This is a genomic window from Sulfitobacter sp. GN1-4 (genome assembly GCF_055693825.1).
In genome coordinates, this window is sequence record NZ_JBVFUQ010000003.1 from 3,874,244 (window position 1) to 3,894,346 (window position 20,103).

Below are 20,103 nucleotides of genomic sequence, written 5' to 3' on the forward strand. Positions count from 1 at the left end.
ATCAAGACGGCAATGCAGCCTCATAGCCCTCAAAGGTGATATTGTCAGCGATCTGGCGCGCAGTGGCTTCTGTCTTGGCGTCGCGCACTGTCCAACAGCAGATCATCGCACCCGCGGCCCTAAGCTCAGCCACGCGTGGACGCGCCAGATCATCCACCTCATGCGAGATGAAACTGGCACCGACACGGTCATAGTCAGGTATGTCACGCAGCGCATCACAGGTGGCACGCGGCAACGGCCACTCCGCATAGCGGTAGGCGCTGGTGACGATGCCACGCGGCACCGATGGGGCCAGCCGCGCCATTTCAGCGACCGAATGCGGGTTAAACGACATGACAGCAAGCGGCCCTGCATAGCCCGCAATCGCCTCAGCGACCGCCTGTTCCAAGGGCCCCACATTGGGGCCCATGCCGCCATCCTGATCCTTCAGCTCAATCACCAACGGCACCTGTCCTGCCACCAGATCAAGCACTTCGGGCAAATCGGGGATGCCTTCAGCACCTCCCGTCAGCCCGATCTGACGCAACTCATCCGCGCCGCGCAGGCGCACGGCGCCCGTGGCGTTGGTCAGCCGCTCCAGCGCGTAGTCGTGAAAGACCATCGCCGCGCCATCGGCGCTGAGCTGGACGTCAATCTCAATCCCGTAACCTGCCGCAAGTGCTGCACGGATGGCAGCACGGCTGTTTTCGGGCCGGTCCTGTGACACATCATGCAACGCCCGGTGCGCCAGCGGGATATCCTGGAAAACGCGCGGCAGGCTCATTTGATCTCAAATATACCTTCAATCTCAACCGCGACACCCAGGGGCAAGGACGCCGCAGACACTGCTGAGCGCGCATGGCGGCCCTTGTCCCCCAAGACTTCTACCAGAAAATCAGAGCAGCCGTTGATCACCTTGGGCTGGTCTGTGAAATCACCGGTGGAGTTCACAAACCCGGTCAGCTTTACCACCCGCTCCAACCGTTCAATATCACCACCACAGGCCGCTTTCACCTGCGCCAAAAGAGAGATGGCACAGACCTTCGCGGCGGCCGCGCCGGCCTCAACTTCCATGTCCTGGCCCAGTTTGCCAAGGATCAGCCCATTGGCGTCCGCTGATATCTGGCCAGAGACATAGACCGTCGATCCCACCTGCACGAAGGGCACATAGTTTGCCGCAGGGGCTGGGGCATCGGGCAATGTCACACCAAGTTCTGCCAGTTTTTCGGTGATGCTCATGGTTACGTCCTTTCCAATTCCACTTGCGCGGACGCTAGCGGTCTTGTCTCGCGACGGAAAGGCCTGAGTTACCGCTCGCGAAACGCTTGGGCAAAATAGGTGGCAAGGGGGCGGGCAAGATAGGTCAGCGGGCTGTGCGCGCCGGTCTTGATAAAAGCATCCACCGGCGTGCCCACCTTAAGGGATGTCTCAGCCAGCTCAGGGGTGGCATCCTCAGCCACAAACGCCACGTCTACCTCAAAATAAGGCTGGCCCGTGTGGTCATCCCGGTGGGCATCTGGCGAAATGCGCATGACCCTGCCTGCCAGTTCAGGCGGCGCGCCCTGCCCCAACGCGGTCAGCATCAAGGTCACATCCTGTCCCAGCTTCACCTCATCAATATCCCGTGCAGCCACCCGCAGCGCCGCTTGCTGCGCTACATCGCTGGGGATCAGGGACAGGATGGGCTGTGCCGGGGTCACGACAGAGGCCACCGTGATTGGACCAAGACCAAAGACGATGCCGCCCACAGGGGCAACAATCTCTGCCTCTTCTATCTGCGCCGCGATTTGGCGCAGCGCCATTTGGCTGCGCATCACCTGATGCTCAACCGCGCGCCGTTCTTCCAGCAACGCGGCCCGCCGCTGGGCTTGCCCCAGCGCTTCGGCTTCAATCAATTCTGATCTGTTGGCCTCCGTGCGCGCACGTTCGGCCAGCACCTCGCCCAACTGGCCTTGCAACGCAGCCCGCTCACGCTCCAACACGCGCACCTGCTGGGCAGAGGTCAGACCGCGCTCCAAAAGCGCATGCTGATCGGCCAGCCCCGCGTCCAAAAGCGCCCGCTGGGCAAAGAGCGCGCCAATCTGGGCGTCAATGCCGGTCAGCAACTGGTCAATCTGCGCCAAACGGGCCTTATGCTGATGAAGCGCAGACACCTCTGCTGCGCGCATGGCGCGGTAGATGTCACGCTCTTGCGCCACAATTTCCGCCTGGGCAGGCGTTTGGGACAGCGCGAATGCCAGTGATGCGCCTTCAGGGGCCTCAAGCAACGCACGCAGACGCGCCTTTTTGGCCCCAAGATCAAACAGCAGGTGTCTAAGGGCCGCCAACTCCTCTTGCGCAGCCTCCGCCTGCAGACGCAAAAGAACCGCACCCGCCTGCACCCGCGCGCCTTCGGCCACCAGGATTTCCGCAACCGTCCCGCCCGTTTGATGTTGCACCACATGGCGGCTGCCTGCGGGGGCCAGCACCCCATGCACCGCGATCGCACTAGATAACGTCGCACTTGCCAACCACGCAAAGACGCCCCCGACCAGCAGCGCCAGCACGGCAAGCCCCGCCAAGACATAAGCGCCAAGCCCATCCTGCGCGCCCCTCACCGCATGCCACCAGCCATCGGCATGGTTTGCACATCACGCGCGTTTTGCACCAAGGCAGACAGCACATCCTTTTTCGGGCCAAATGCCGTTCTCACCCCGCCGTCCAGAACCAGCAGGTGATCGCATTCCTGTATCGCCGTTGGCCGATGCGCCATAACCACCACCGCGCCGCCCCGTGCAGTGGTCTGCCGGATCGCCTGGTTCAGCGCTAAACACCCGTCGTTATCCAGATTGGCATTGGGTTCATCCAGCACCAACACCTGCGGGTCCCCAAACAGCGCGCGGGCCAATCCGATGCGCTGAATTTGCCCCCCGACAACCGCGCGCTTAGCGCGGTCACCGGCGTGTCATAGCCTTGTGGCATTGCCAGGATCATCTCATGCGCGCCCGCAGCTTCGGCGGCGGCGATGATCATGTCTTCTGATGCGGTCTCATCAAACCGGGCGATATTCTCAGCCAGCGTGCCGTCAAAGAGCCGCGCCGCCTGAGGCAGATAGCCCACATGCTTGCCCAGAGCCTCAGCCCCGTATTGCGCCAAGCCTGCGCCGCCTAGCGTGATCTGCCCGCCCGCCACCGGCCAAACGCCCAGCAAGGCCCGCGCCAGCGTCGGTTTGCCCGCCGCTGACGGGCCGATCACGCCCAAGGCCTGCCCCGGTGCCACACGAAAGCTTACCGATCTGAGCGCTGCGAACTTCTGGCCCGGCGGGACAACCGTAATGCTCTGTACGTCCAACGTGGCCTCAGGCTCAGGCAGGGGGAGCACGGGCGGCTCGGCAGGCACTTCTTCCAGCAGATCCGCAAGGTGGCGCCACCCGCGCCGCCCCTCCTCAAGATCTGACCAATGCATCAACAGCCCCTCAAGTGGGGCCAACCCGCGCGCAAAAAGCAATGTCCCGGCAAAGACGCCGCCGGCGGTCATGTTGCCCTGAATAACCAGCCAGGCCCCCACCCCCAGCATCAACGACTGCAAGGCAAAGCGGAACGCCTTCGTGACCGTCGAAAACCCCATCGACAGATCGCTGAGCCCGGCTGACATCCTGTTGGCCTTGCTCTGCATCTGCACCCAACGCGCCTGCGCCGTCTTTTGCATGCCAAGCGCGCGCAGGCTTTCAGCGCTGTCGTGCCATTGATCGGCGACATGCTGCGCCTGGGCGGCCACGCGCTGCTCTTCCCGCTTTCTGCCCGCGGCAAGCCTGCGGTGCAACGCTGTCAGCAACAGCAGCGCCAGTGCCCCGGACAGGGCAGTCACCCCAAGCACAGGGTGAAACACAAAGATGATCGCAAAGAAAATTGGAAGCCACGGCAAATCACAGAGTGAGAACACCACCGGCGACATGATCAACCGCTGCACAGCGGCAAGCTCTGACAGGCCCTTTTTCGTCTCTGCACTGGGCATCACGGCGGCTTTGCGCAGAACGGCATGAAACACGCGCCCCTGCAAAGCGCGCCCAAATCGCGCGCCCAGCCGCACCATGATGCGCCCCCGAACAAGGTCCAAAAACCCCATCACAGCATAGAGAAACAACATCAGAACGCTCAGCCCCACCAGCGTTTCAACAGACCCTGACATCAGCACCCGGTCAAACACCTGCATCATGTAAAGCGGACCGGTCAGCAACAGCAGGTTGGTGCAAAAACTGAACACCACAACGGCCCAGGCATAGCGCATCAGCGGCCGCCTTGCCTCTTGCAACTCTCTCAGGCCGCTGTCGTCGTTCCGCATGCGCATTCGCTGCCCCGTTCTTGGTCCGGGCAGGACCAAAGCGTGTCATCAAACCGCTTTGTGACAGAGGCCGCTTAAAATTCGCTTGAAACGGCGCGGGTTATCGATCCCCGGCTTGGGGCGCGGGGGCCGCGCTGCCGTCACCGCTGCTGCCAAAGATGTCGCGTAGCACTTGGTCAATGATGTTGCCTGTGCTGCCGCCTGTCTCTTGGGCCCCGGTACTTTCGCCAAAGCCGCTAGGGGCGGCGGGGTCTTGCATGGGCAGAGGTTTGACCGGCAGGCCCTCATGCACCCGGCTCATCACTTCGCGCCAGATGTCGGTAGGCAACCCGCCGCCCGTCACACCGGTCAAAGGCGTGTTGTCATCATACCCCATCCAGACGCCGGCCACATAATCAGCAGAAAAGCCGATAAACCAGGCATCTTTGGCCGCAGAGGTGGTGCCCGTCTTGCCGCCCAACTGCCGCCCGCCAAACTGCGCCCGCGCACCAGTGCCCTCAGAGATGACTTTCTCCATCATAAAGACCAGTTGCTGGGCGGCGTCGTCTTGAATGACACGCTCACCAATACCGCCGCCTGTCCCCATCAAGGGTTCATCATCGCCCAAAAGCGTGAGTTCAACCAAACCGTAAGGGGTCACAGCAGACCCCCGTTCAAGATACCGGCATAGGCGCCCGTCATCTCAATCAACGTGCTTTCCGATGCGCCAAGCGCCAGCGCAGGCCCGGCAGCCAGGTCATTTTCAATGCCAAACTGCGTGGCGACCAGGCTGACCTTATCGCGGCCCACGCTTTCTGAAACTTTCACCGCTGGAATGTTCAGCGAATTTTTTAGCGCGGTGGTCAGATCAACCTCGCCGTAGAACTTGTTGGTGTAGTTCCTGGGGCACCATTCACCCGACCCGGGGATGTTCATGCAATAAGGCTCATCGACAATCGTGTCATTGGGCGAATAGCCCAGATCAAGAGCGGCGGCATAGACAAAGGGTTTGAACGCAGAGCCGGTTTGCCGCAGCGCCTGTGTGGCACGGTTAAAGGCCCCGGCCACCTTGGTCTTGCGCCCGCCCACCATGGCCCGCACCGCGCCATCCGCAGACATCACAACAATCGCGGCTTGCGCTTTTGATCCTTCGCGGACCTTGTTTTCAAAGACCCACTTCAGCCCCTCTTCGGCGGCGGCCTGTATGCGCTGATCCAGCGTGGTGGTGATGCGCACATCCTCCGTTGTGTTGCGGGTAAAGAATTCAGGACCCGTCGACATCACCCAATCGGCAAAATACCCGCCCGCCCGCGCTTCGGCGGCTTCTGACAGAACAGCCGGGTTGGCCTGGGCAAAGTCCGCTTCGCGCTGCGAAAGATAGCCCTGCTCGCGCATCAGGCGCACAACGGTGGCGGCGCGATTTTGCGACCGGTCGAGGTTATTGGTGGGCGACAGTGTCGTGGGCGCGGTCAACAGACCTGCCAGCATCGCACCCTCTGCGGGCGTCACCATCGCGGCAGGTTTGCCAAAGAACCGCTGCGCTGCCGCTTCGGCACCAAAGGCACCGCCGCCCATATAGGCCCGGTTCAGATAGATGGAGAGGATATCATCCTTGGTGTATTTCACCTCCATCGCTATGGAAAACAGCGCCTCTTTCGCTTTGCGCTGCAAAGACGTGCGGCGGCAGTTGGCCTCATACTCGCGCTCAGTAATGCCTGCGGATGGATCAAAAGGTTCACCAAGGCAGATCAGCTTGGCCACCTGCTGTGTGATTGTTGAACCGCCATGGCCCTGCAACGGTCCGCGCCCTTCGGACAGGTTGATCCGCACCGCTGACGCAATCCCGCGCGGGCTGATACCGAAATGACGATAGAACCGCTTGTCCTCGGTTGCGATCACCGCGTTCTTAAGATGGGGGGACACGGAACTGGCAGTGACAACGCCGCCAAACTGATCCCCGCGCCAGGCAAAGACATCGCCGTTGCGATCCAGCATCGTCACGGAGCCGCGCGCGCGCCCATCCAAGAGCGCGTCTAACGGCGGCAACGTGGTATAAAGGTAGCCCACCGCGAGGGCGAGCACGACAACCACAACCGCCGTCAGCCGCCAGGTGATTTTCCAGATGAACGCCAACAGCCACCGCAGGATGCGCTGAAAAAATCCGATGATCCCCCCACGCGGGGGCCGCGCCGGTTTGCGGGCCTTGCGCCTTTTCGGCGCAGCCTTGCTGACCTTCCGCTTTTGGGCTGGCTTTTTCGCCTTGCCGGCAGACGGATAGCGTTTGTCCGCCACGAGCGGGCGCTTTCGCTTGGATGAATCACTCATAACTGGCCTGCTCGGCTGCTCTTTTGGACAGAATACCGCTTCTTTAACGATTTGTTTAGCGCTTGCGTCGATTTCAATATGATTTGCTGTTTGCCAAAATTTTATACACTTTCAATTTTGCGCATAATTTTTGTGCATTATGTCCGGTTTTCACCGCCTCCCCTGCCCCAGAATCCTTTTAACTCGGCAGAAAATGGCCGTTTCTCTCCGAGCACACGCAGGGCCAGCCTGCAAAACGGAAGAGGGATCCAACGGTGAAACTCATCATTGCAACAATCAAACCATTCAAGCTTGAGGAAGTGCGCGAAGCGCTGACCGAAGCGGGCGTCCGCGGGCTGATGGTGACAGAGATCAAAGGCTTTGGCGCACAGTCTGGCCATACAGAAATCTACCGCGGCGCGGAATACGTCGTGAATTTCGTCCCAAAGGTAAAGCTGGAGCTTGTTGTCGCTGACGCGGTCGCAGACCAAATGGTCGAGGTGATCTCGCGCACAGCACAAACCGGCAAAATCGGTGACGGCAAAATCTTTGTCCTCGACGTGGAACAGGCGGTGCGCGTGCGTACCGGCGAGACCGGCGAAGACGCTATCTAATCAAAGGACGAAATGATGAAAAAGACATATCTCATTCCAGCCGCTGCCGCAGTCCTTGCACTGCCGTCTGCTGCGCTGGCGCAGGACGCGGCTGCCGTCTCTGCCGAAATGGTTTGGATCATGAACACGCTGCTGTTCTTGATCGGTGGTTTCCTGGTGTTCTTCATGGCCGCTGGTTTTGCCATGCTCGAAGGGGGTCTGGTGCGGTCCAAAAACGTGACCATGCAGATGACCAAAAACGTGGCGCTCTTCTCTCTGGCCACAATCGCCTACTGGGCGATCGGTTATAACCTGATGTACCCGCTGGGCGACTGGGCTGTTGAGGGCGTCTTCTCCGCGCTCTTCCCTGCTGTTGGCGTTCTTGAAGCGGTTGGCATCGATCTGGCAGGTGCTGACGATGGTGAATATGCCTCAACCGGTTCTGACTACTTCTTCCAGCTGATGTTCTGTGCGGCGACCGCCTCCATCGTGTCTGGTGCTGTGGCCGAACGCATCAAGCTGTGGCCCTTCCTGGTCTTCGTTGTTGTGCTGACCGGCTTCATCTATCCTCTGCAGGCGTCTTGGTCCTGGGGCGGCGGCTTCCTCTCTGAGGCTGGCTTCTCTGACTTCGCGGGCTCCACCATCGTGCACTCCGTAGGCGGCTGGGCAGCTTTGACCGGTGCCATCATCCTGGGCCCACGTCTGGGCAAGTATAAGGACGGCAAAGTAAACCCAATGCCTGGTTCCAACCTGGCGCTGGCGACCCTGGGTATGTTCATCCTGTGGCTCGGTTGGTTCGGCTTTAACGGCGGCTCTCAGCTGGCAATGGGCTCTGTTGGTGACATCGCTGACGTCTCCCGGATCTTTGCCAACACCAACGCAGCGGCAGCTGGTGGTGCGGTTGTGGCCCTGATCCTGACGCAGATCCTCTACAAGAAAGCGGACCTTACCATGGTGCTGAACGGCGCGCTGGCGGGCCTGGTTTCCATCACAGCTGAACCTCTGCAGCCTGGCCTGGGTCTGGCGACCCTGATCGGCGGCATCGGCGGTGTGGTTGTGGTCTTCACTGTCCCACTGCTCGACAAGCTGAAGATCGACGATGTTGTTGGCGCGATCCCTGTGCACCTCTTTGCAGGCATCTGGGGCACCATCGCAGTTGTCCTCAGCAACGGTGACGCAAACATCGGCACACAGCTTTACGGCATCCTCGTGATCGGCATCTACACCGTTGTGATCTCTGCCGTGGTCTGGTTCATCCTGAAAGCCATCATGGGCATCCGGGTCAGCGAAGAAGCTGAGATCACCGGTCTCGATACCTCTGAGCTGGGCATGGAAGCCTATCCAGAGTTCTCCAAAGGCTAAGCTAAGCACCTCCCACTTAGCGGCAGAAAGGCCCGGCGCAGCGCGTCGGGCCTTTTTGTATGCGCGGAGACAGAGAGGCTTTGCCACACCCGTCGGAAGGCCAACAAAAAAGACGGCACCGCAGTTCTGCGGGCCGTCTTTCACATATTCCGTAGGGTGCGCATTCATTGCGCACCAAAGGCGTGCCCCTAAACAGCCGCCTCAAAAGTCAGCACACCCGCATCTTGCAGGCGGGTGATCAGCTTATCCCCCATCACGGCACCGGGCGTCCAAACCCCACCCGCTGCATCCACACCATCCTGCAACAGGCACAGCGCGGATTGGCTGATCATCATCGACGTGCAGCCATAGCCGGGGTCCTTATCACCAGAGACCCGCACAACGCCCGCGTTCTCCCCTGCGCCAGAACCATGCAAGGCGATGGTAAAAAAGCCCGCCTCACGCTCTTCCTTGGACGGGCCGTCACCCGGTTGCAGCTTGGATTGCCCCATGCCACCGCCGGGCCCCATGGCCGCGATCTGCTTTGCGGCTTCGGCACCCTTGTCGCCCGGTCCAGTCACCAGCATTTCGTCATAAACGAAATCCTCGCCAAACGGGAAGCCACCCAACAGGTTGGTACGGTGCACGTTCTTGACGTTGATCACCGCCATCACGAAAGGCGCAGCCCAGGTGCCAAGATCTTCGTCTTCGACGGGCGCTTGGCCGTGGGGTTGTTTGGGGCCTTCGAAACCGGGGGTCAGCCCAAAGGGGCTGATCATCACATCGCGCACAGACGTATCGGCCATCGCGGCCATGGTGGACCCTTTGAGGCTGGCAACCGTGCCGCCTGATGGCCCCCTTGGATACGCTCCACGCGGCCCTTCACGCGTGGGAAGGCGGCGCCGAACTTTTCCTGCGCCAGCGCCTGCAGGTGCACCACGCCCAAATCAGAAGGGATGGAATCAAACCCGCAGGAATGCACAATCCGCGCACCGGTTTCTTTGGCCCGCGCGCCATGGGTTTCGATCATCTCGCGCATCCACTGCGGCTCACCACAAAGGTCGACGTAATCTGTCCCGGCCTCAACACAGGCCGCCAACAGCTCTGATCCGTATTGCGCATAAGGACCGGCCATCGCGATCACGACTTTGCTGCGCGCGGCCAAACCATCCAGCGCCCCGCGATCCGCGGCATCCGCCTCAATCAACGTGACCCGGTCCGCACAGTCGTTAGCCGCAGCCAAGGCGCGCAGCTTTTCGCCGTTGCGCCCCGCAAAGGCCAGCGTCAGGCCCGCCTCCTGCCCACCCAGACCGGCGAGGTATTCAGCCACCAGCGCCCCGGTAAACCCGGTTGCCCCATAAATGGTGATATCGATGTCCCGTGCGCTCATGCTGTGTCCTTTCCAATGTGTGACCGTGCCAACCTGGGCATGATTGACGGCTTTCGACAGACCGCCAAAGCGATTTCCCGGTCAAGCCGTGAAATACGTAGCGTCACCCGGCCTAGGCTGGCCTTAGACGCCGACGTCAACGATGGCAGCGGCCAACACCGGCACAGTTTGGGCGTTCAGGCCCGCGATGTTCATGCGACTGTCGCTGACCATGTAGATGCCATGCTTTTCGCGCATCAGCTCCACCTTTTCAGGCGTTGTCCCGATCCGCGAGAACATGCCGCGATGCTCTGCCAGAAAGCCGAAACGGTCCGAGCCTGAAAGCTGCTGCAGTTCGCTGGCCAACTGCTGGCGCAGGCCCAACATGCTGACGCGCACCTCTTCCAGCTCGGCCATCCAATCGGCTTTGAGCGTTGGATCGTTCAGAATGGTGGTCACAATCCGTGCCCCATGATCGGGCGGGAAGCTATAGTTCTGGCGATTCAGGAACGCCAAGGTCTGCTGGTTCAACGCATGGGTGTCGGTGTTTGCAGCCACGGCCATCAACATGCCTGTCCGCTCACGGTAGATGCCGAAGTTCTTGGAACAGCTGGCCGCGATCAGGCATTCAGGCACGGCGGCCACCAGTTTGCGCGTCGCGGCCGCATCCGCGTCCAACCCATCGCCGAACCCCTGATAGGCGATATCAATCATCGGCGTCGCACCGGTTTCCAGCAACACCGCAATCACCGCATCCCACTGCGCTGCATTCAGGTTGGCACCGGTTGGGTTGTGACAGCAGCCATGCAGCAGCACCACATCCCCCGCTTTGGCGGTTTTCAGATCGGCGATCATGCCATCGGAATCAACGCCACGGGTTTCATTGTCGAAATAGCGATAGGGCACCATCTCCATATCCAGATACTTCAGGATAGACAGGTGGTTGGGCCATGTCGGGTCTGACACAAAGACCCGCGCATCGGGTTTTGCCATCTGAACCAGCTCAAACCCCTGACGCACAGCACCGGTGCCCCCCGGCGTGGCAGCAGCGGCAACCGTGGCGCGTGGCACCGCACCGCCAAGCACCAGTGCAACCATCGCATCGGCAAAGGCGGGATCCCCGGCCAAACCGGTATAGACCTTCGTATCTTGGGCTTCCCAAATCAGCTGCTCTGCCGTTTTGACGGCACGCATCACAGGCGTCAGACCCGTGGCATCCTTATAGACACCCACACCCAGATCGACTTTCGTCTCACGTGGGTCTTCCCGGAACATCTGCATCAGCGCGAGGATTTTGTCCGCCGGCTGGGCCTGTAGGTTTTCGAACATCATGCGTCTCCTGTCGCAACGGGCACGGTGGGGAACATCCCCCACTCCGCCCAAGAACCATCATAAAGGGACCAGTTTTTGTGCCCCATACGCTCCAGCGCCAGGGCCAGGATGGCCGCTGTCACACCGGACCCGCATGAGGTGATCACAGGCGCGCCCAGATCAACGCCTGCCGCCTCAAAGATGGCGCGCGTATCCGCGACGGGCTTCATCGTCTTATCGGCGTTCAACAGATCCGCGTAATAGACGTTGCGCGCGCCGGGAATATGACCAGCGCGCAGGCCTTCGCGGGGCTCAGGCGCATCGCCGCGAAACCGCTCTGGCGCGCGGGCGTCCACAATTTGCGGCGTCCCCAACTTGGAGGCATGGGCCACCTGCGTCACATCCCGCACCAGCTGGTTTTGCAACCGCACCGTCATGTGGCGGTCACGGGGGATGGGCGGCATGTCTTCGGTGTCATGGCCTTCGGCAACCCATTTGGGCAAACCGCCATCCAGCACCGCGACATTCTCTTGCCCCATCAACTTGAAAAGCCACCAGACACGTGCCGCAGACAAAAGCCCGGCGCCGTCATAAACCACCACCTGATGGCCATCGCCAACGCCCATGGCGCGCATCCGGGACATGAACTTTTCCACCGGGGGGGCCATGTGGGGCAGGTCCGACCGTCGGTCTGAGATTTCATCAATATCAAAAAACCGCGCCCCGGGGATATGCGCCGCGTCATATTCCGCCTTCGCATCCCGCCCCGCGTCGGGCAGATACCAAGAGGCATCCAAAAGCCGCAGGTCCGGGTCTTTGAGGTGTTGCGCGAGCCACTCTGTCGAAACCAGTGTTTTTGGGTCATCAGACATGGGGGAATCCTTTCAGCGCAGCATGTCTAGTCCCTATCCCTGTGGACAACGCGTGACAAGACTGCGCCGGGGCGCTTCGGTCAAATCTGGCTAAGCGGGTCGGTCTGGGTCAGGCTGGGCAACTGGCGGATGTCCTGCCACCAGGCGTCAAGCGCGGGAAAGCTGGCCAGCACCGTGGCCATCTCCGGCACGCGCATCGCATAAGACATCATCGGGGCCAGCTGCAGGTCCGCCAGTGTGATCTCAGCACCGTTCAGCACCCGCCCGTCTGAGGCGATCTGCGCCAAAACCTGCAACACGGGGCCAGCCGCCTGCAAACCAGCGGTCACCTTGCCCGGATCCCCTTGCTGCTGCACCACAACGGGCAGGTAATAACCTTGCGAAAAGACCTGGCGCACCAAAATGGGATAAACATCCGCATCAACAAGGCCCGTGACCTGCGCCATCTGCGCCTGTGCTTTGGCCCCTTTCGGGCTGAACCGCCCCTGCCCCCAGTGCGCATCCAGATAGCGCAGGATCGCGGCGGTTTCGGTCAGACGGAAGGTGCCATGCATCAACACGGGCACACGCCGAAAGGGCGTGAAATGCGCCAATGTGGCGTCAGGAGGATCGGCAAAGGGGTTGGCCTCAACATACTCCACTGACAGCGCAAGCTCATGCAGCGCCATGCGGACGATCCAGGTATAGACCGAATGTTTGAACCCAATGAGCGTAAGCCGCTCAGCCATGATCTTTGAGCAGCCGGGACTTTTGGCGCGACCAATCCCGCTTGGCCTCTGTTTCGCGCTTGTCGTGGTTCTTTTTGCCCTTGGCGATGCCCAGCTTGATCTTGGCCATGCCGCGATGGTTGAAATACATCACCAACGGCACCAGCGTCATGCCCTTGCGCTGGGTGGCATTCCACAGATCGGCCATCTCTTTGCGGCTGACCAACAATTTGCGGCGGCGGCGTTCCTCATGGGCAAAGGTCTTGGCCTGGGCGTAGGGTGCCACGTAAGAGTTCACCAACCAAAGCTCTCCATCCTCAACGGCGGCATAGCTTTCGGCGATGTTTGCCCCACCCCCGCGCAGGGACTTCACCTCAGACCCTTCCAGGATGATGCCGCATTCGATGTCATCATCAATGGCATAGTCAAACCGGGCCCTGCGGTTCTCCGCAATGACCTTATAATTGGGATCAGACTTGGATTTTGATTTCACCTGCGCCATGGCAGCGATGTAGAGGGTGCCCCTGCTCAGCGCAAGGCCACACCCTTAATCGCCGAGCTTGGCGTGGACCTCATCAAGGTCAATTTCGCCCACAGGCATCTTGTTGCCGGGGTTCTCAAAATCGTACTTAAAAAGGTCGAAATCACGTTTGTAGATTTCGCGCACCAGATGCATCGACAGATCGTCAAAGTAGTCCTCAACCGGATGCGCCCGCTTGGGCCCGTGCCCCTCGCTTTCGTTGAACCGGGGGATATCGTTGAGGTCGACAGGATGCGGCGTCTCAATGGCGTCCAGCACCTCTTGCATCCCGTCGTTAAACGCCTCCGTCCAGAAAATCCTGTCATAAGTGCCGCCGTTCACGATGAACGTGCTGACATGGCCAGACATCGCGGACCAGTGAATGTCAGGATCCATCGGGCGACGCCACCGAATGGTATCGCGGGCAAACAGCAAAAAACGGCGGAAGCTCTTGATCTGGTCAAACTCCTGCTTGCCATCATCCCCGCCGACCTCAATCCCGTATTTCTGAACAAGCAGCGGCACCAGGTTGCCGCGATAGCGTTTGCCATTGCGCTGAATGCCACAGATCTTGTCAAAGAACGACGACAGGATACGGGTGTAGGGATTGCGCACGCAGGTAAAGGCAAAGGACTTGTGCCCGATCACATTGGTCGAAATCGCCTCATGCGAGGCATCGAGCGCCCATTTATGCATCCCTGATTGCGCATCATGGATGTCGCCGTCAAAGAATGCCCCATGATCGGAATAGTACATGATCTGTCCGATGGTCGAACATGCGCATTTTGGAACAACGCGGTACACCACGCTTTCGCTCTGCGTCATCCATGTGCCGGGAAAACCCATATTGCACGCCCTCTGCTCAAATGACTGTTTTTCGCAACAGTTCTCTATAGCCTCAAAAAACCAAATTAATGGTGTTTATTCAATCTGTCTTCACCTTTAACATTGTACACAAACAAAGACAAAAGCGCAGTGCACCCCAAAAATGGCCAATATCGCCTATATTCTCCTATGTCATAAGGACCCCGATGCCGTGATCCGGCAGGCGGAGCGGTTGACTGCGGTGGGTGACTATATGGCCATCCATTTTGACGCCTCCGCTGACCCGGCCGACTATTTATCAATCACCAAGGCGCTTGCGAAAAACCCCAATGTGGCCTTCCCGCAGAAACGGGTCAAATGCGGCTGGGGGGAATGGTCTTTGGTGCAGGCCACGCTGAACACCGTCAAAACTGCGATCACCACCTTCCCGCGGGCCACGCATTTCTACATGCTGTCAGGCGACTGCATGGCGATCAAATCGGCTGAATACACCCACGACTTTGTGGAACGCCAAGACGCCGATTTTATCGAAAGTTTCGACTATTTCGAAAGCGACTGGATCAAGACAGGCTGGAAAGAAGAGCGGCTGATTTACCGTCACTACGTGAACGAACGGGAACATAAAAAGCTCTTTTATGCGATGTTTGAGGCCCAAAAGCGCCTCGGTCTTACCCGCAAAATCCCTGATGATCTGCAAATCATGATCGGGTCACAATGGTGGTGCCTGCGCCGGCAAACCGTTGAGGCGCTGCTGGAGTTCATCAAAAAGCGCCGCGATGTTGTGCGGTTCTTCAAAACCACCTGGATCCCGGATGAGACGTTTTTCAAACCCTCGTCCGCCATCTGGTGCCGGGGGAGGAAATCCGGTCGCGCACGCTGACCTTCCTGATGTTCACCGACTACGGCATGCCGGTGACCTTCTACAACGATCACTACGATTTGCTTCTGTCGCAGGATTACCTCTTTGCCCGTAAAATCAGCCCAGAGGCACAAGACCTCAAGCGTAGGTTAGGATTGCTTTATGTGGCGAAAGGCGTCGACTTTCAGATCAGCAACGAAGGCCGCAGCCTGTTTCAATTCCTCACCGGCAAAGGGCGCAATGGCCGGCGTTTTGCCACACGGTTCTGGGAAACAGAAAGCACCCTGGGCCGTGACCGCGAACTGCTGATCGTCATCTGCAAAAAATGGCACGTCGCCAAGCGGGTGCTGGAACGCATTCGCCAGGTCACGAATGTACCGGCGATTGAGTATCTGTTTAATGAGCTTGAAACGCCCCTACCAGACCTTGGCGGCATCCAGAACACGCTTGAAAAACGTCACCGCCATCGCCGCGCGCTCATGCGGATGCTGTTCGACTATTATGAAACGGACCGGCTGATTGTCTGCATGGATCCGGCCAGCCTTGATTTGCTGAACGATTTTGCCTCTGACCGGTCGACCACCCGGATCATGGAAATCGAATGCCAGTTCAGCGATGACTACCTGACCGGTCACGCCATGCGCGTTGGCCTGGCGGGGGAGCAAACCTCAAATGAAACCCTCGAACGTCTGCTGCCCACCATTCGCAACGACATGGTCCACGAAAGCGACATGATCCGCGACGCGCAGTTCGATCACCTCAGCCTGATGCAGGAAACCGCAGATATTGAGGTGAATGCCGCAGCGCTCAAGGAATTCCTGGCAATCCCGCGGGACAAAGCCCGTGAAATTGCGCAAAGCAGCTATCTGTTCGCCGATTAAGGCACCGCCGCTTTACCTCCGTTCCACCGCCTAAGACCTGCCGCTTCATGGTTGAACTTGTGCGAATTTGGTCCGCCTTGCGCCCCATTATCGCCCATGTCTCTTTATACAACCGTGGCGAAAGTAACGCTCGTCCCGCTTCCGAATAGGTGCGCAACGGCGCTGCACCATGTATTGAGTAACCAATGGGAAGCCCCCGATGCCCACAATTAATATCACGCGGAACGACGTAGATCCGTATAAAACGGAATTCGGCATTCGCGCTGACACCTCATCGCGCGGCGTGGACCTTGCGGGCGCTGAGATCATCGCGGTCTTCACCGACGGCACCCAAGAGACACTGACCTGGGCAGCGCTTGATCCCTATACCTTTGGCGGGGCCACCGGCACCGACATCGACATGAATTTCGGCTTTGAGATCCACGATCTGACCACAACCAAGCGGTTGGAAAGCCTGCAGATTGACCTCAAGCCCGCCAATTCGGTGTTCGATACGACTTTCCCGTTGGATGACGACCCGGATGGCGGATCAACACAAACTTCCAACAACGGTTTCCCCTTCCTTGTGGGCACCGATTACGAAGACCTAAGCGGCAGCATTTCAGCCACCTACTCTGGCGTTGTCAGCTTGGGCGACGCGGATCCGGTGGGCGATCTTTATACCACGTTGCTGATCGACTTTTCCGATCTGCCTGACGGCGGTCTTTTGGGCGCGCTGCAGTGGAATTCAGACATTGATACCCTGCGCGATGAGGGCGATCTGACCCCGATCGTTGACGGCGGCGGCACCCCGCCCGAAGAGCCGCCAGTGCCGGAACCTGAGCCCGAGCCAGAGCCCGAGCCCGAGCCGGAACCTGAGCCCGAACCCGAGCCGGAGCCCGAGCCCGAACCGGAACCCGAGCCAGAGCCGGAACCCGAGCCAGAACCGGAGCCAGAACCCGAACCGGAACCCGAGCCGGAACCTGAACCCGAGCCCGAACCGGAGCCCGAACCGGAACCGGAGGAACCAAAGGCTGAGGATCCCCCAGCAGAAGACCCTCCAGCACCTGGGCCGCTGCCCAGCGTCACTCGGCTTGGGTCCACCAATGATGACGTTGTGCCAGGCAGTGCCAGCAACGATTCGATCTTTGGTCGAAGCGGCTATGACACCGTGGCCTACAGCCAGGATGTCTCCAGCTTTACGCTGCGGATTGGTCGCACAACTGAGATTGAGGACCGCACAGGCGCCACTGGCACGGACACGCTTCATAGCATCGAAAACCTCAGCTTTGGCAACGGCCAGAACACGCTGCCGCTGTGGCAATTCGATAACGTCGCAAACCTCAGCGCCTCTGAGTTCACTTCGTTCACTGAGATGTACATCGCCTATTTCAACAGAGCACCTGACGCCCTGGGCCTGGCATTCTGGGCCAGCGCTTTCGCCTCTGGCACCTCAATGCAAGAGATCGCAGGCCACTTTGCCACCTCCTCAGAAGCGCAAGCGCTTTACCCCTCAAACGCCACAACCGACGTGTTCGTTGAAACGATCTATCAGAACGTGTTGGGCCGGGCGTCCGACAGCGATGGGGCCGCCTTCTGGGTCTCGGTGCTGGACAATGGCAACGTCACGCGCGGCGAATTCGTGCTGGCGCTGTTGCAAGGGGCGCGCGCGGAAACGCCCTCGGGCACCTCTGTGCAATTCGCCAACCAAAAAGCCGCTGACATTGCCTACCTCAACGACAAGATCGACGTGGGCATCTATTTCTCTGCCATCCTCGGCATGAGCGATCTTAACGATGCGCAATCGGTGATGGCGCTGTTTGATGGCACCCAAGACAGCATTGATGCGGCCAAGGCAGCGGCAGACGCGGACTTTGAAAGCGCCAGCGCGTCGGACGGCGGCACCTTCCTGGTCCAGCTCATTGGTGTGGTCGACGACCCCTTCGCCTAACGCACATCAGCACCCGCAGACGGGTGTCAGCCTTTGCGCCGCCAGGTGCCCAACCACCGGCGCAGCGCGCCGCTGCGCTCTGCCATGTCGTCCTCAATCGCCTCCAGCGTGGGATCAATCCGCGCCATGCGGAACCGCCGCCAGCGCACATAGATCGCCCAGGCAATCGCGGCAAGGACGATGATGATGAAGATGTTCAGATAGGGAATGCCCTTAGAGGCCTCAGGCCCCTCCACCGCGCGCAAGGAAATCGCGTTGGGGAAGATCGTGAAGAACTCATTCCGCCAGCCGTAATGCTTGATCGCGTAATACTGTGGCGCATCCGCCGTGCTTTTGGCGTCTGCCGCCTCAGCCTGCAGGTTTGAGGTGTCGAACTTGAAATAGGGCGGCCAACCCCAGCCGGTGTCCTCATTGCGGTAGACCATCACGTCACCCTTGGCCCGCCGCGTCTGGATAAAGAACACATCGCGGTTCGTGACCGTCGCGTCTGATCCCACATCCGCCTGCGCCCAGAACAGCGAATTCTCACCGCCCAGATCAATCCGCTTCTCATAGGTGTCCGTCACCCGCACGATATCGGTCTGCGGCAGCGTGTAGTGAAAAATAGCCACCACCAGCACCCAGAAGGTGGTCCAGAACACCCATTTGATCACCGTGAACATATCACATCCTTCTTAGGTAAAATTAGTCAGGTACACGATCACAGCGATCACCACCATCGGCACCACATAGACCCCCAACAGCAGCTTGCGCCGGATGGAGCCGTCATACCGCTCCAAGCCCCGCTGCACAAAGGTATCGCGGTCCACCAATTGCTTACCATCGTGCCACTTTTTCTTCAGCTTCGATCTGCGCACCGCCCGCGAATAGAAAGACAGGCACACATAAATCACCGTCAGCGCGACAAAGAGCATCACGACCAGGCGTATAAATCCGATCATCTTCCCCTCCTCACAGCCCCCAGGGGCCGACCCGCGCAATCATATCCGGCACCGGTTTGGGCCGCGGCTCTTCCATCGGGGCATCATGGCCAAAAAGCGTCTGACGCGCACCCGCCTTATCCACCTGATACTCGGCCACCAGGAAATCAACCACGAAAGCCTTCTTGGCCTCCGGCCAGCGCTGGTAGGTCTGATAAAAGAGCTCTTTGTGACAGATAAACATCTGCCGCGCGTCCTTGGGGGCAAGCTCTGCCAGCAGCATGTTCACCAACGCCGCATCCGGCGTATCCGCCGCGCGCAGGGTATAGAAATAGGCCGGATGATCCGATGAAATCCGCGGCCACTTGCCCCCGTTCTCAGCCCAGCGCACCAGCGCGCCCAGCGCATGCCATTCCTCAGGCAGCAGGCTCTGATACTGCCGTGCCAAGCGGCGCAGGTCTGACCGTGTCGCCCCGCTCAGATCCACAGCTTCGTCTGCCACCGCATCAACCAGGATGAAATCCATCTTCTGACGCAAAATCGCCGCCGCATGATCCTTGCGCCCCTCCACCAGGGTCTCTGTCAGATCATTGTATTCAAAGAACTTGGCGATCTGGTTCCGCTGGCTGGCCTCAAAGGTGTATTTGATCGGTAGATCCCCCAGATGCCCGGCCCCGCTGGGCGCGATCACCGCCGGGTGGTCCACGTCCTGAAACACATAAAGCCCGCCAAAATGCGCCGTCCAAAAGTTGCGCTGATCAAACCCCATCTGTTTCAGCCGCACCGGATTGCGCACCACATCCCCGGTTTTGCCCGCCATCTCAATCATCTGGGCGATCAACACGTCATCGTACCAGCCATCCGGCTCAGATTTGAAGCGGTCCACCATCTCGCCCAGCTTGGCCGCATCGCGCACCGTGCCGCCCACGGTATCGGCCTCCACCTCAATGCGGCGAATGTCGAACAGCTTTTGCGGCGAGGACACATCATAGACCGAGTTCACCAACTCCCCCGCCACCGCGTCGCGGGCGGTGAGCGCAAAAAGCTGCGCCTCGTTGGTGTCGATGAACTGCCGCAGAATCCCGCGCGAGGTGGAGAATTTGGTGTTGAGAAGCGGTGAATGCCGCTGCTCGACGCTCAGCAGAATGAACTGCCGGTTCACACCCGCGTGGTTGAGATAGAGATGGTCTTGGAGTTCGTCCCCCACCTCAGGCGAATAGCCGGAGATGTCGATGTGGAAATCGGTCAGAGCCGTCTCTTTCCCGGTCAAATGCCCCAATGCCCGGTTATATCGGTCGATGAGCGCAGGCGAAGAGACGTGGAACAGGTTGCCAAACATGAGGCCGTTTTTTATCAACCGTTGCATTTCATCCCCCTGCCATACTGCGCCCTC

At 59.6% G+C, this 20,103-nt stretch carries 17 protein-coding genes and 3 pseudogenes; 4 read left to right on the forward strand and 16 right to left on the reverse strand.

Translation table 11 applies throughout. The features are described from left to right. Nucleotide 1: 1 nt before the first annotated feature. The 6 genes and pseudogenes from ACZ1HM_RS19940 to ACZ1HM_RS19965 form a co-directional block, all read right to left on the reverse strand. Nucleotides 2–763 (reverse strand): glycerophosphodiester phosphodiesterase family protein, encoded by a 762-nt coding sequence (locus ACZ1HM_RS19940; protein ID WP_472744336.1) that lies wholly within the window; start codon nt 761–763, stop codon nt 2–4. Continuing rightward, a complete protein-coding gene (locus ACZ1HM_RS19945; RefSeq protein ID WP_472744337.1) occupies nt 760–1,218 on the reverse strand; it encodes a RidA family protein in 459 nt (152 codons plus the stop codon). Before ACZ1HM_RS19945 ends, ACZ1HM_RS19940 begins: the two co-directional genes overlap by 4 nt. Nucleotides 1,219–1,286: 68 nt before the next feature. Further along, nucleotides 1,287–2,576: an HlyD family type I secretion periplasmic adaptor subunit gene (locus tag ACZ1HM_RS19950; RefSeq protein WP_472744338.1), complete on the reverse strand. Its 1,290-nt coding sequence runs from the start codon at nt 2,574–2,576 to the stop codon at nt 1,287–1,289. After that, nucleotides 2,573–2,830, reverse strand: coding sequence for a hypothetical protein (locus ACZ1HM_RS19955; protein ID WP_472744688.1), 258 nt, complete (start codon nt 2,828–2,830; stop codon nt 2,573–2,575). Before ACZ1HM_RS19955 ends, ACZ1HM_RS19950 begins: the two co-directional genes overlap by 4 nt. Nucleotides 2,831–2,872: 42 nt before the next feature. After that, nucleotides 2,873–4,305, reverse strand: a pseudogene (locus ACZ1HM_RS19960) (type I secretion system permease/ATPase); the annotation flags it as partial. Between the two features lie 94 nt (nt 4,306–4,399). Then, a pseudogene (locus ACZ1HM_RS19965) lies at nt 4,400–6,603 on the reverse strand (transglycosylase domain-containing protein). Between the two features lie 254 nt (nt 6,604–6,857). On the opposite strand from ACZ1HM_RS19965, the gene ACZ1HM_RS19970 reads away from it, so the two are divergent. Together ACZ1HM_RS19970 and ACZ1HM_RS19975 are read left to right on the forward strand one after the other, a co-directional pair. Then, nucleotides 6,858–7,196, forward strand: a complete 339-nt coding sequence (locus ACZ1HM_RS19970; RefSeq protein ID WP_472744339.1) for a P-II family nitrogen regulator — start codon at nt 6,858–6,860, stop codon at nt 7,194–7,196. Nucleotides 7,197–7,211: 15 nt separating this feature from the next. Further along, on the forward strand, nt 7,212–8,537 hold the full coding sequence (locus tag ACZ1HM_RS19975; RefSeq protein ID WP_472744340.1) for an ammonium transporter family protein: 1,326 nt from the start codon (nt 7,212–7,214) through the stop codon (nt 8,535–8,537). A 188-nt stretch (nt 8,538–8,725) separates the two neighbouring features. Here the strand turns inward: ACZ1HM_RS19975 and ACZ1HM_RS19980 are convergent, their stop codons facing one another. From ACZ1HM_RS19980 to ACZ1HM_RS20010, 7 genes are all read right to left on the reverse strand, one after another. Further along, nucleotides 8,726–9,331 (reverse strand): saccharopine dehydrogenase family protein, encoded by a 606-nt coding sequence (locus tag ACZ1HM_RS19980; RefSeq protein WP_472744341.1) that lies wholly within the window; start codon nt 9,329–9,331, stop codon nt 8,726–8,728. After that, complete coding sequence (locus tag ACZ1HM_RS19985) at nt 9,295–9,906, reverse strand: saccharopine dehydrogenase family protein (RefSeq protein ID WP_472744342.1); 612 nt, start codon at nt 9,904–9,906, stop codon at nt 9,295–9,297. Before ACZ1HM_RS19985 ends, ACZ1HM_RS19980 begins: the two co-directional genes overlap by 37 nt. 123 nt (nt 9,907–10,029) lie before the next feature. After that, on the reverse strand, nt 10,030–11,214 hold the full coding sequence (locus ACZ1HM_RS19990) for an amino acid aminotransferase (protein WP_472744343.1): 1,185 nt from the start codon (nt 11,212–11,214) through the stop codon (nt 10,030–10,032). Further along, nucleotides 11,214–12,068 carry a 3-mercaptopyruvate sulfurtransferase gene (gene sseA, locus ACZ1HM_RS19995; RefSeq protein ID WP_472744344.1) on the reverse strand — a complete coding sequence of 285 codons (855 nt, stop codon included), beginning with the start codon at nt 12,066–12,068 and terminating at the stop codon, nt 11,214–11,216. Before sseA ends, ACZ1HM_RS19990 begins: the two co-directional genes overlap by 1 nt. An 80-nt stretch (nt 12,069–12,148) precedes the next feature. Then, the gene (locus tag ACZ1HM_RS20000) at nt 12,149–12,796 is read right to left on the reverse strand and encodes a glutathione S-transferase family protein (protein ID WP_472744345.1); all 648 of its coding nucleotides are present in this window, start codon (nt 12,794–12,796) and stop codon (nt 12,149–12,151) included. Beyond that, a complete protein-coding gene (gene smpB / locus ACZ1HM_RS20005; protein ID WP_472744346.1) occupies nt 12,789–13,277 on the reverse strand; it encodes an SsrA-binding protein SmpB in 489 nt (162 codons plus the stop codon). Before smpB ends, ACZ1HM_RS20000 begins: the two co-directional genes overlap by 8 nt. A gap of 45 nt (nt 13,278–13,322) precedes the next feature. Next, entirely contained in the window at nt 13,323–14,141 is an 819-nt protein-coding gene (locus ACZ1HM_RS20010) for a sulfotransferase family protein (protein WP_472744347.1), read from the reverse strand. Between the two features lie 142 nt (nt 14,142–14,283). On the opposite strand from ACZ1HM_RS20010, the pseudogene ACZ1HM_RS20015 reads away from it, so the two are divergent. Both ACZ1HM_RS20015 and ACZ1HM_RS20020 read left to right on the forward strand, forming a co-directional pair. Further along, nucleotides 14,284–15,860: pseudogene (locus ACZ1HM_RS20015) on the forward strand (DUF5928 domain-containing protein). A 199-nt stretch (nt 15,861–16,059) separates the two neighbouring features. Further along, a complete protein-coding gene (locus tag ACZ1HM_RS20020) occupies nt 16,060–17,790 on the forward strand; it encodes a DUF4214 domain-containing protein (protein WP_472744348.1) in 1,731 nt (576 codons plus the stop codon). Nucleotides 17,791–17,816: 26 nt separating this feature from the next. Here ACZ1HM_RS20020 and ACZ1HM_RS20025 read toward each other — a convergent pair whose 3' ends face one another. From ACZ1HM_RS20025 to ACZ1HM_RS20035, 3 genes are read right to left on the reverse strand one after another with little or no spacing between them, the layout of a single operon-like run. Continuing rightward, nucleotides 17,817–18,452: a DUF1523 family protein gene (locus ACZ1HM_RS20025; RefSeq protein WP_472744349.1), complete on the reverse strand. Its 636-nt coding sequence runs from the start codon at nt 18,450–18,452 to the stop codon at nt 17,817–17,819. Nucleotides 18,453–18,464: 12 nt separating this feature from the next. Further along, nucleotides 18,465–18,731, reverse strand: coding sequence for a hypothetical protein (locus ACZ1HM_RS20030; RefSeq protein ID WP_472744350.1), 267 nt, complete (start codon nt 18,729–18,731; stop codon nt 18,465–18,467). A 10-nt stretch (nt 18,732–18,741) separates the two neighbouring features. Further along, complete coding sequence (locus ACZ1HM_RS20035; protein WP_472744351.1) at nt 18,742–20,076, reverse strand: DUF6638 family protein; 1,335 nt, start codon at nt 20,074–20,076, stop codon at nt 18,742–18,744. Nucleotides 20,077–20,103: the final 27 nt, after the last annotated feature.

Coding starts and splice junctions, on each gene's coding strand:
- ACZ1HM_RS19990 (WP_472744343.1), bottom strand. CDS start 11,214: ATGTTCGAAAACCTACAGGCCCAGCCGGCGGACAAAATCCTCGCGCTG.
- ACZ1HM_RS20000 (WP_472744345.1), bottom strand. CDS start 12,796: ATGGCTGAGCGGCTTACGCTCATTGGGTTCAAACATTCGGTCTATACC.
- sseA (WP_472744344.1), bottom strand. CDS start 12,068: ATGTCTGATGACCCAAAAACACTGGTTTCGACAGAGTGGCTCGCGCAA.
- ACZ1HM_RS20010 (WP_472744347.1), bottom strand. CDS start 14,141: ATGGGTTTTCCCGGCACATGGATGACGCAGAGCGAAAGCGTGGTGTAC.
- ACZ1HM_RS19985 (WP_472744342.1), bottom strand. CDS start 9,906: ATGAGCGCACGGGACATCGATATCACCATTTATGGGGCAACCGGGTTT.
- ACZ1HM_RS19980 (WP_472744341.1), bottom strand. CDS start 9,331: ATGGCCGCGATGGCCGATACGTCTGTGCGCGATGTGATGATCAGCCCC.
- ACZ1HM_RS19975 (WP_472744340.1), top strand. CDS start 7,212: ATGAAAAAGACATATCTCATTCCAGCCGCTGCCGCAGTCCTTGCACTG.
- ACZ1HM_RS20020 (WP_472744348.1), top strand. CDS start 16,060: ATGCCCACAATTAATATCACGCGGAACGACGTAGATCCGTATAAAACG.
- smpB (WP_472744346.1), bottom strand. CDS start 13,277: ATGGCGCAGGTGAAATCAAAATCCAAGTCTGATCCCAATTATAAGGTC.
- ACZ1HM_RS19940 (WP_472744336.1), bottom strand. CDS start 763: ATGAGCCTGCCGCGCGTTTTCCAGGATATCCCGCTGGCGCACCGGGCG.
- ACZ1HM_RS19945 (WP_472744337.1), bottom strand. CDS start 1,218: ATGAGCATCACCGAAAAACTGGCAGAACTTGGTGTGACATTGCCCGAT.
- ACZ1HM_RS20025 (WP_472744349.1), bottom strand. CDS start 18,452: ATGTTCACGGTGATCAAATGGGTGTTCTGGACCACCTTCTGGGTGCTG.
- ACZ1HM_RS20030 (WP_472744350.1), bottom strand. CDS start 18,731: ATGATCGGATTTATACGCCTGGTCGTGATGCTCTTTGTCGCGCTGACG.
- ACZ1HM_RS20035 (WP_472744351.1), bottom strand. CDS start 20,076: ATGCAACGGTTGATAAAAAACGGCCTCATGTTTGGCAACCTGTTCCAC.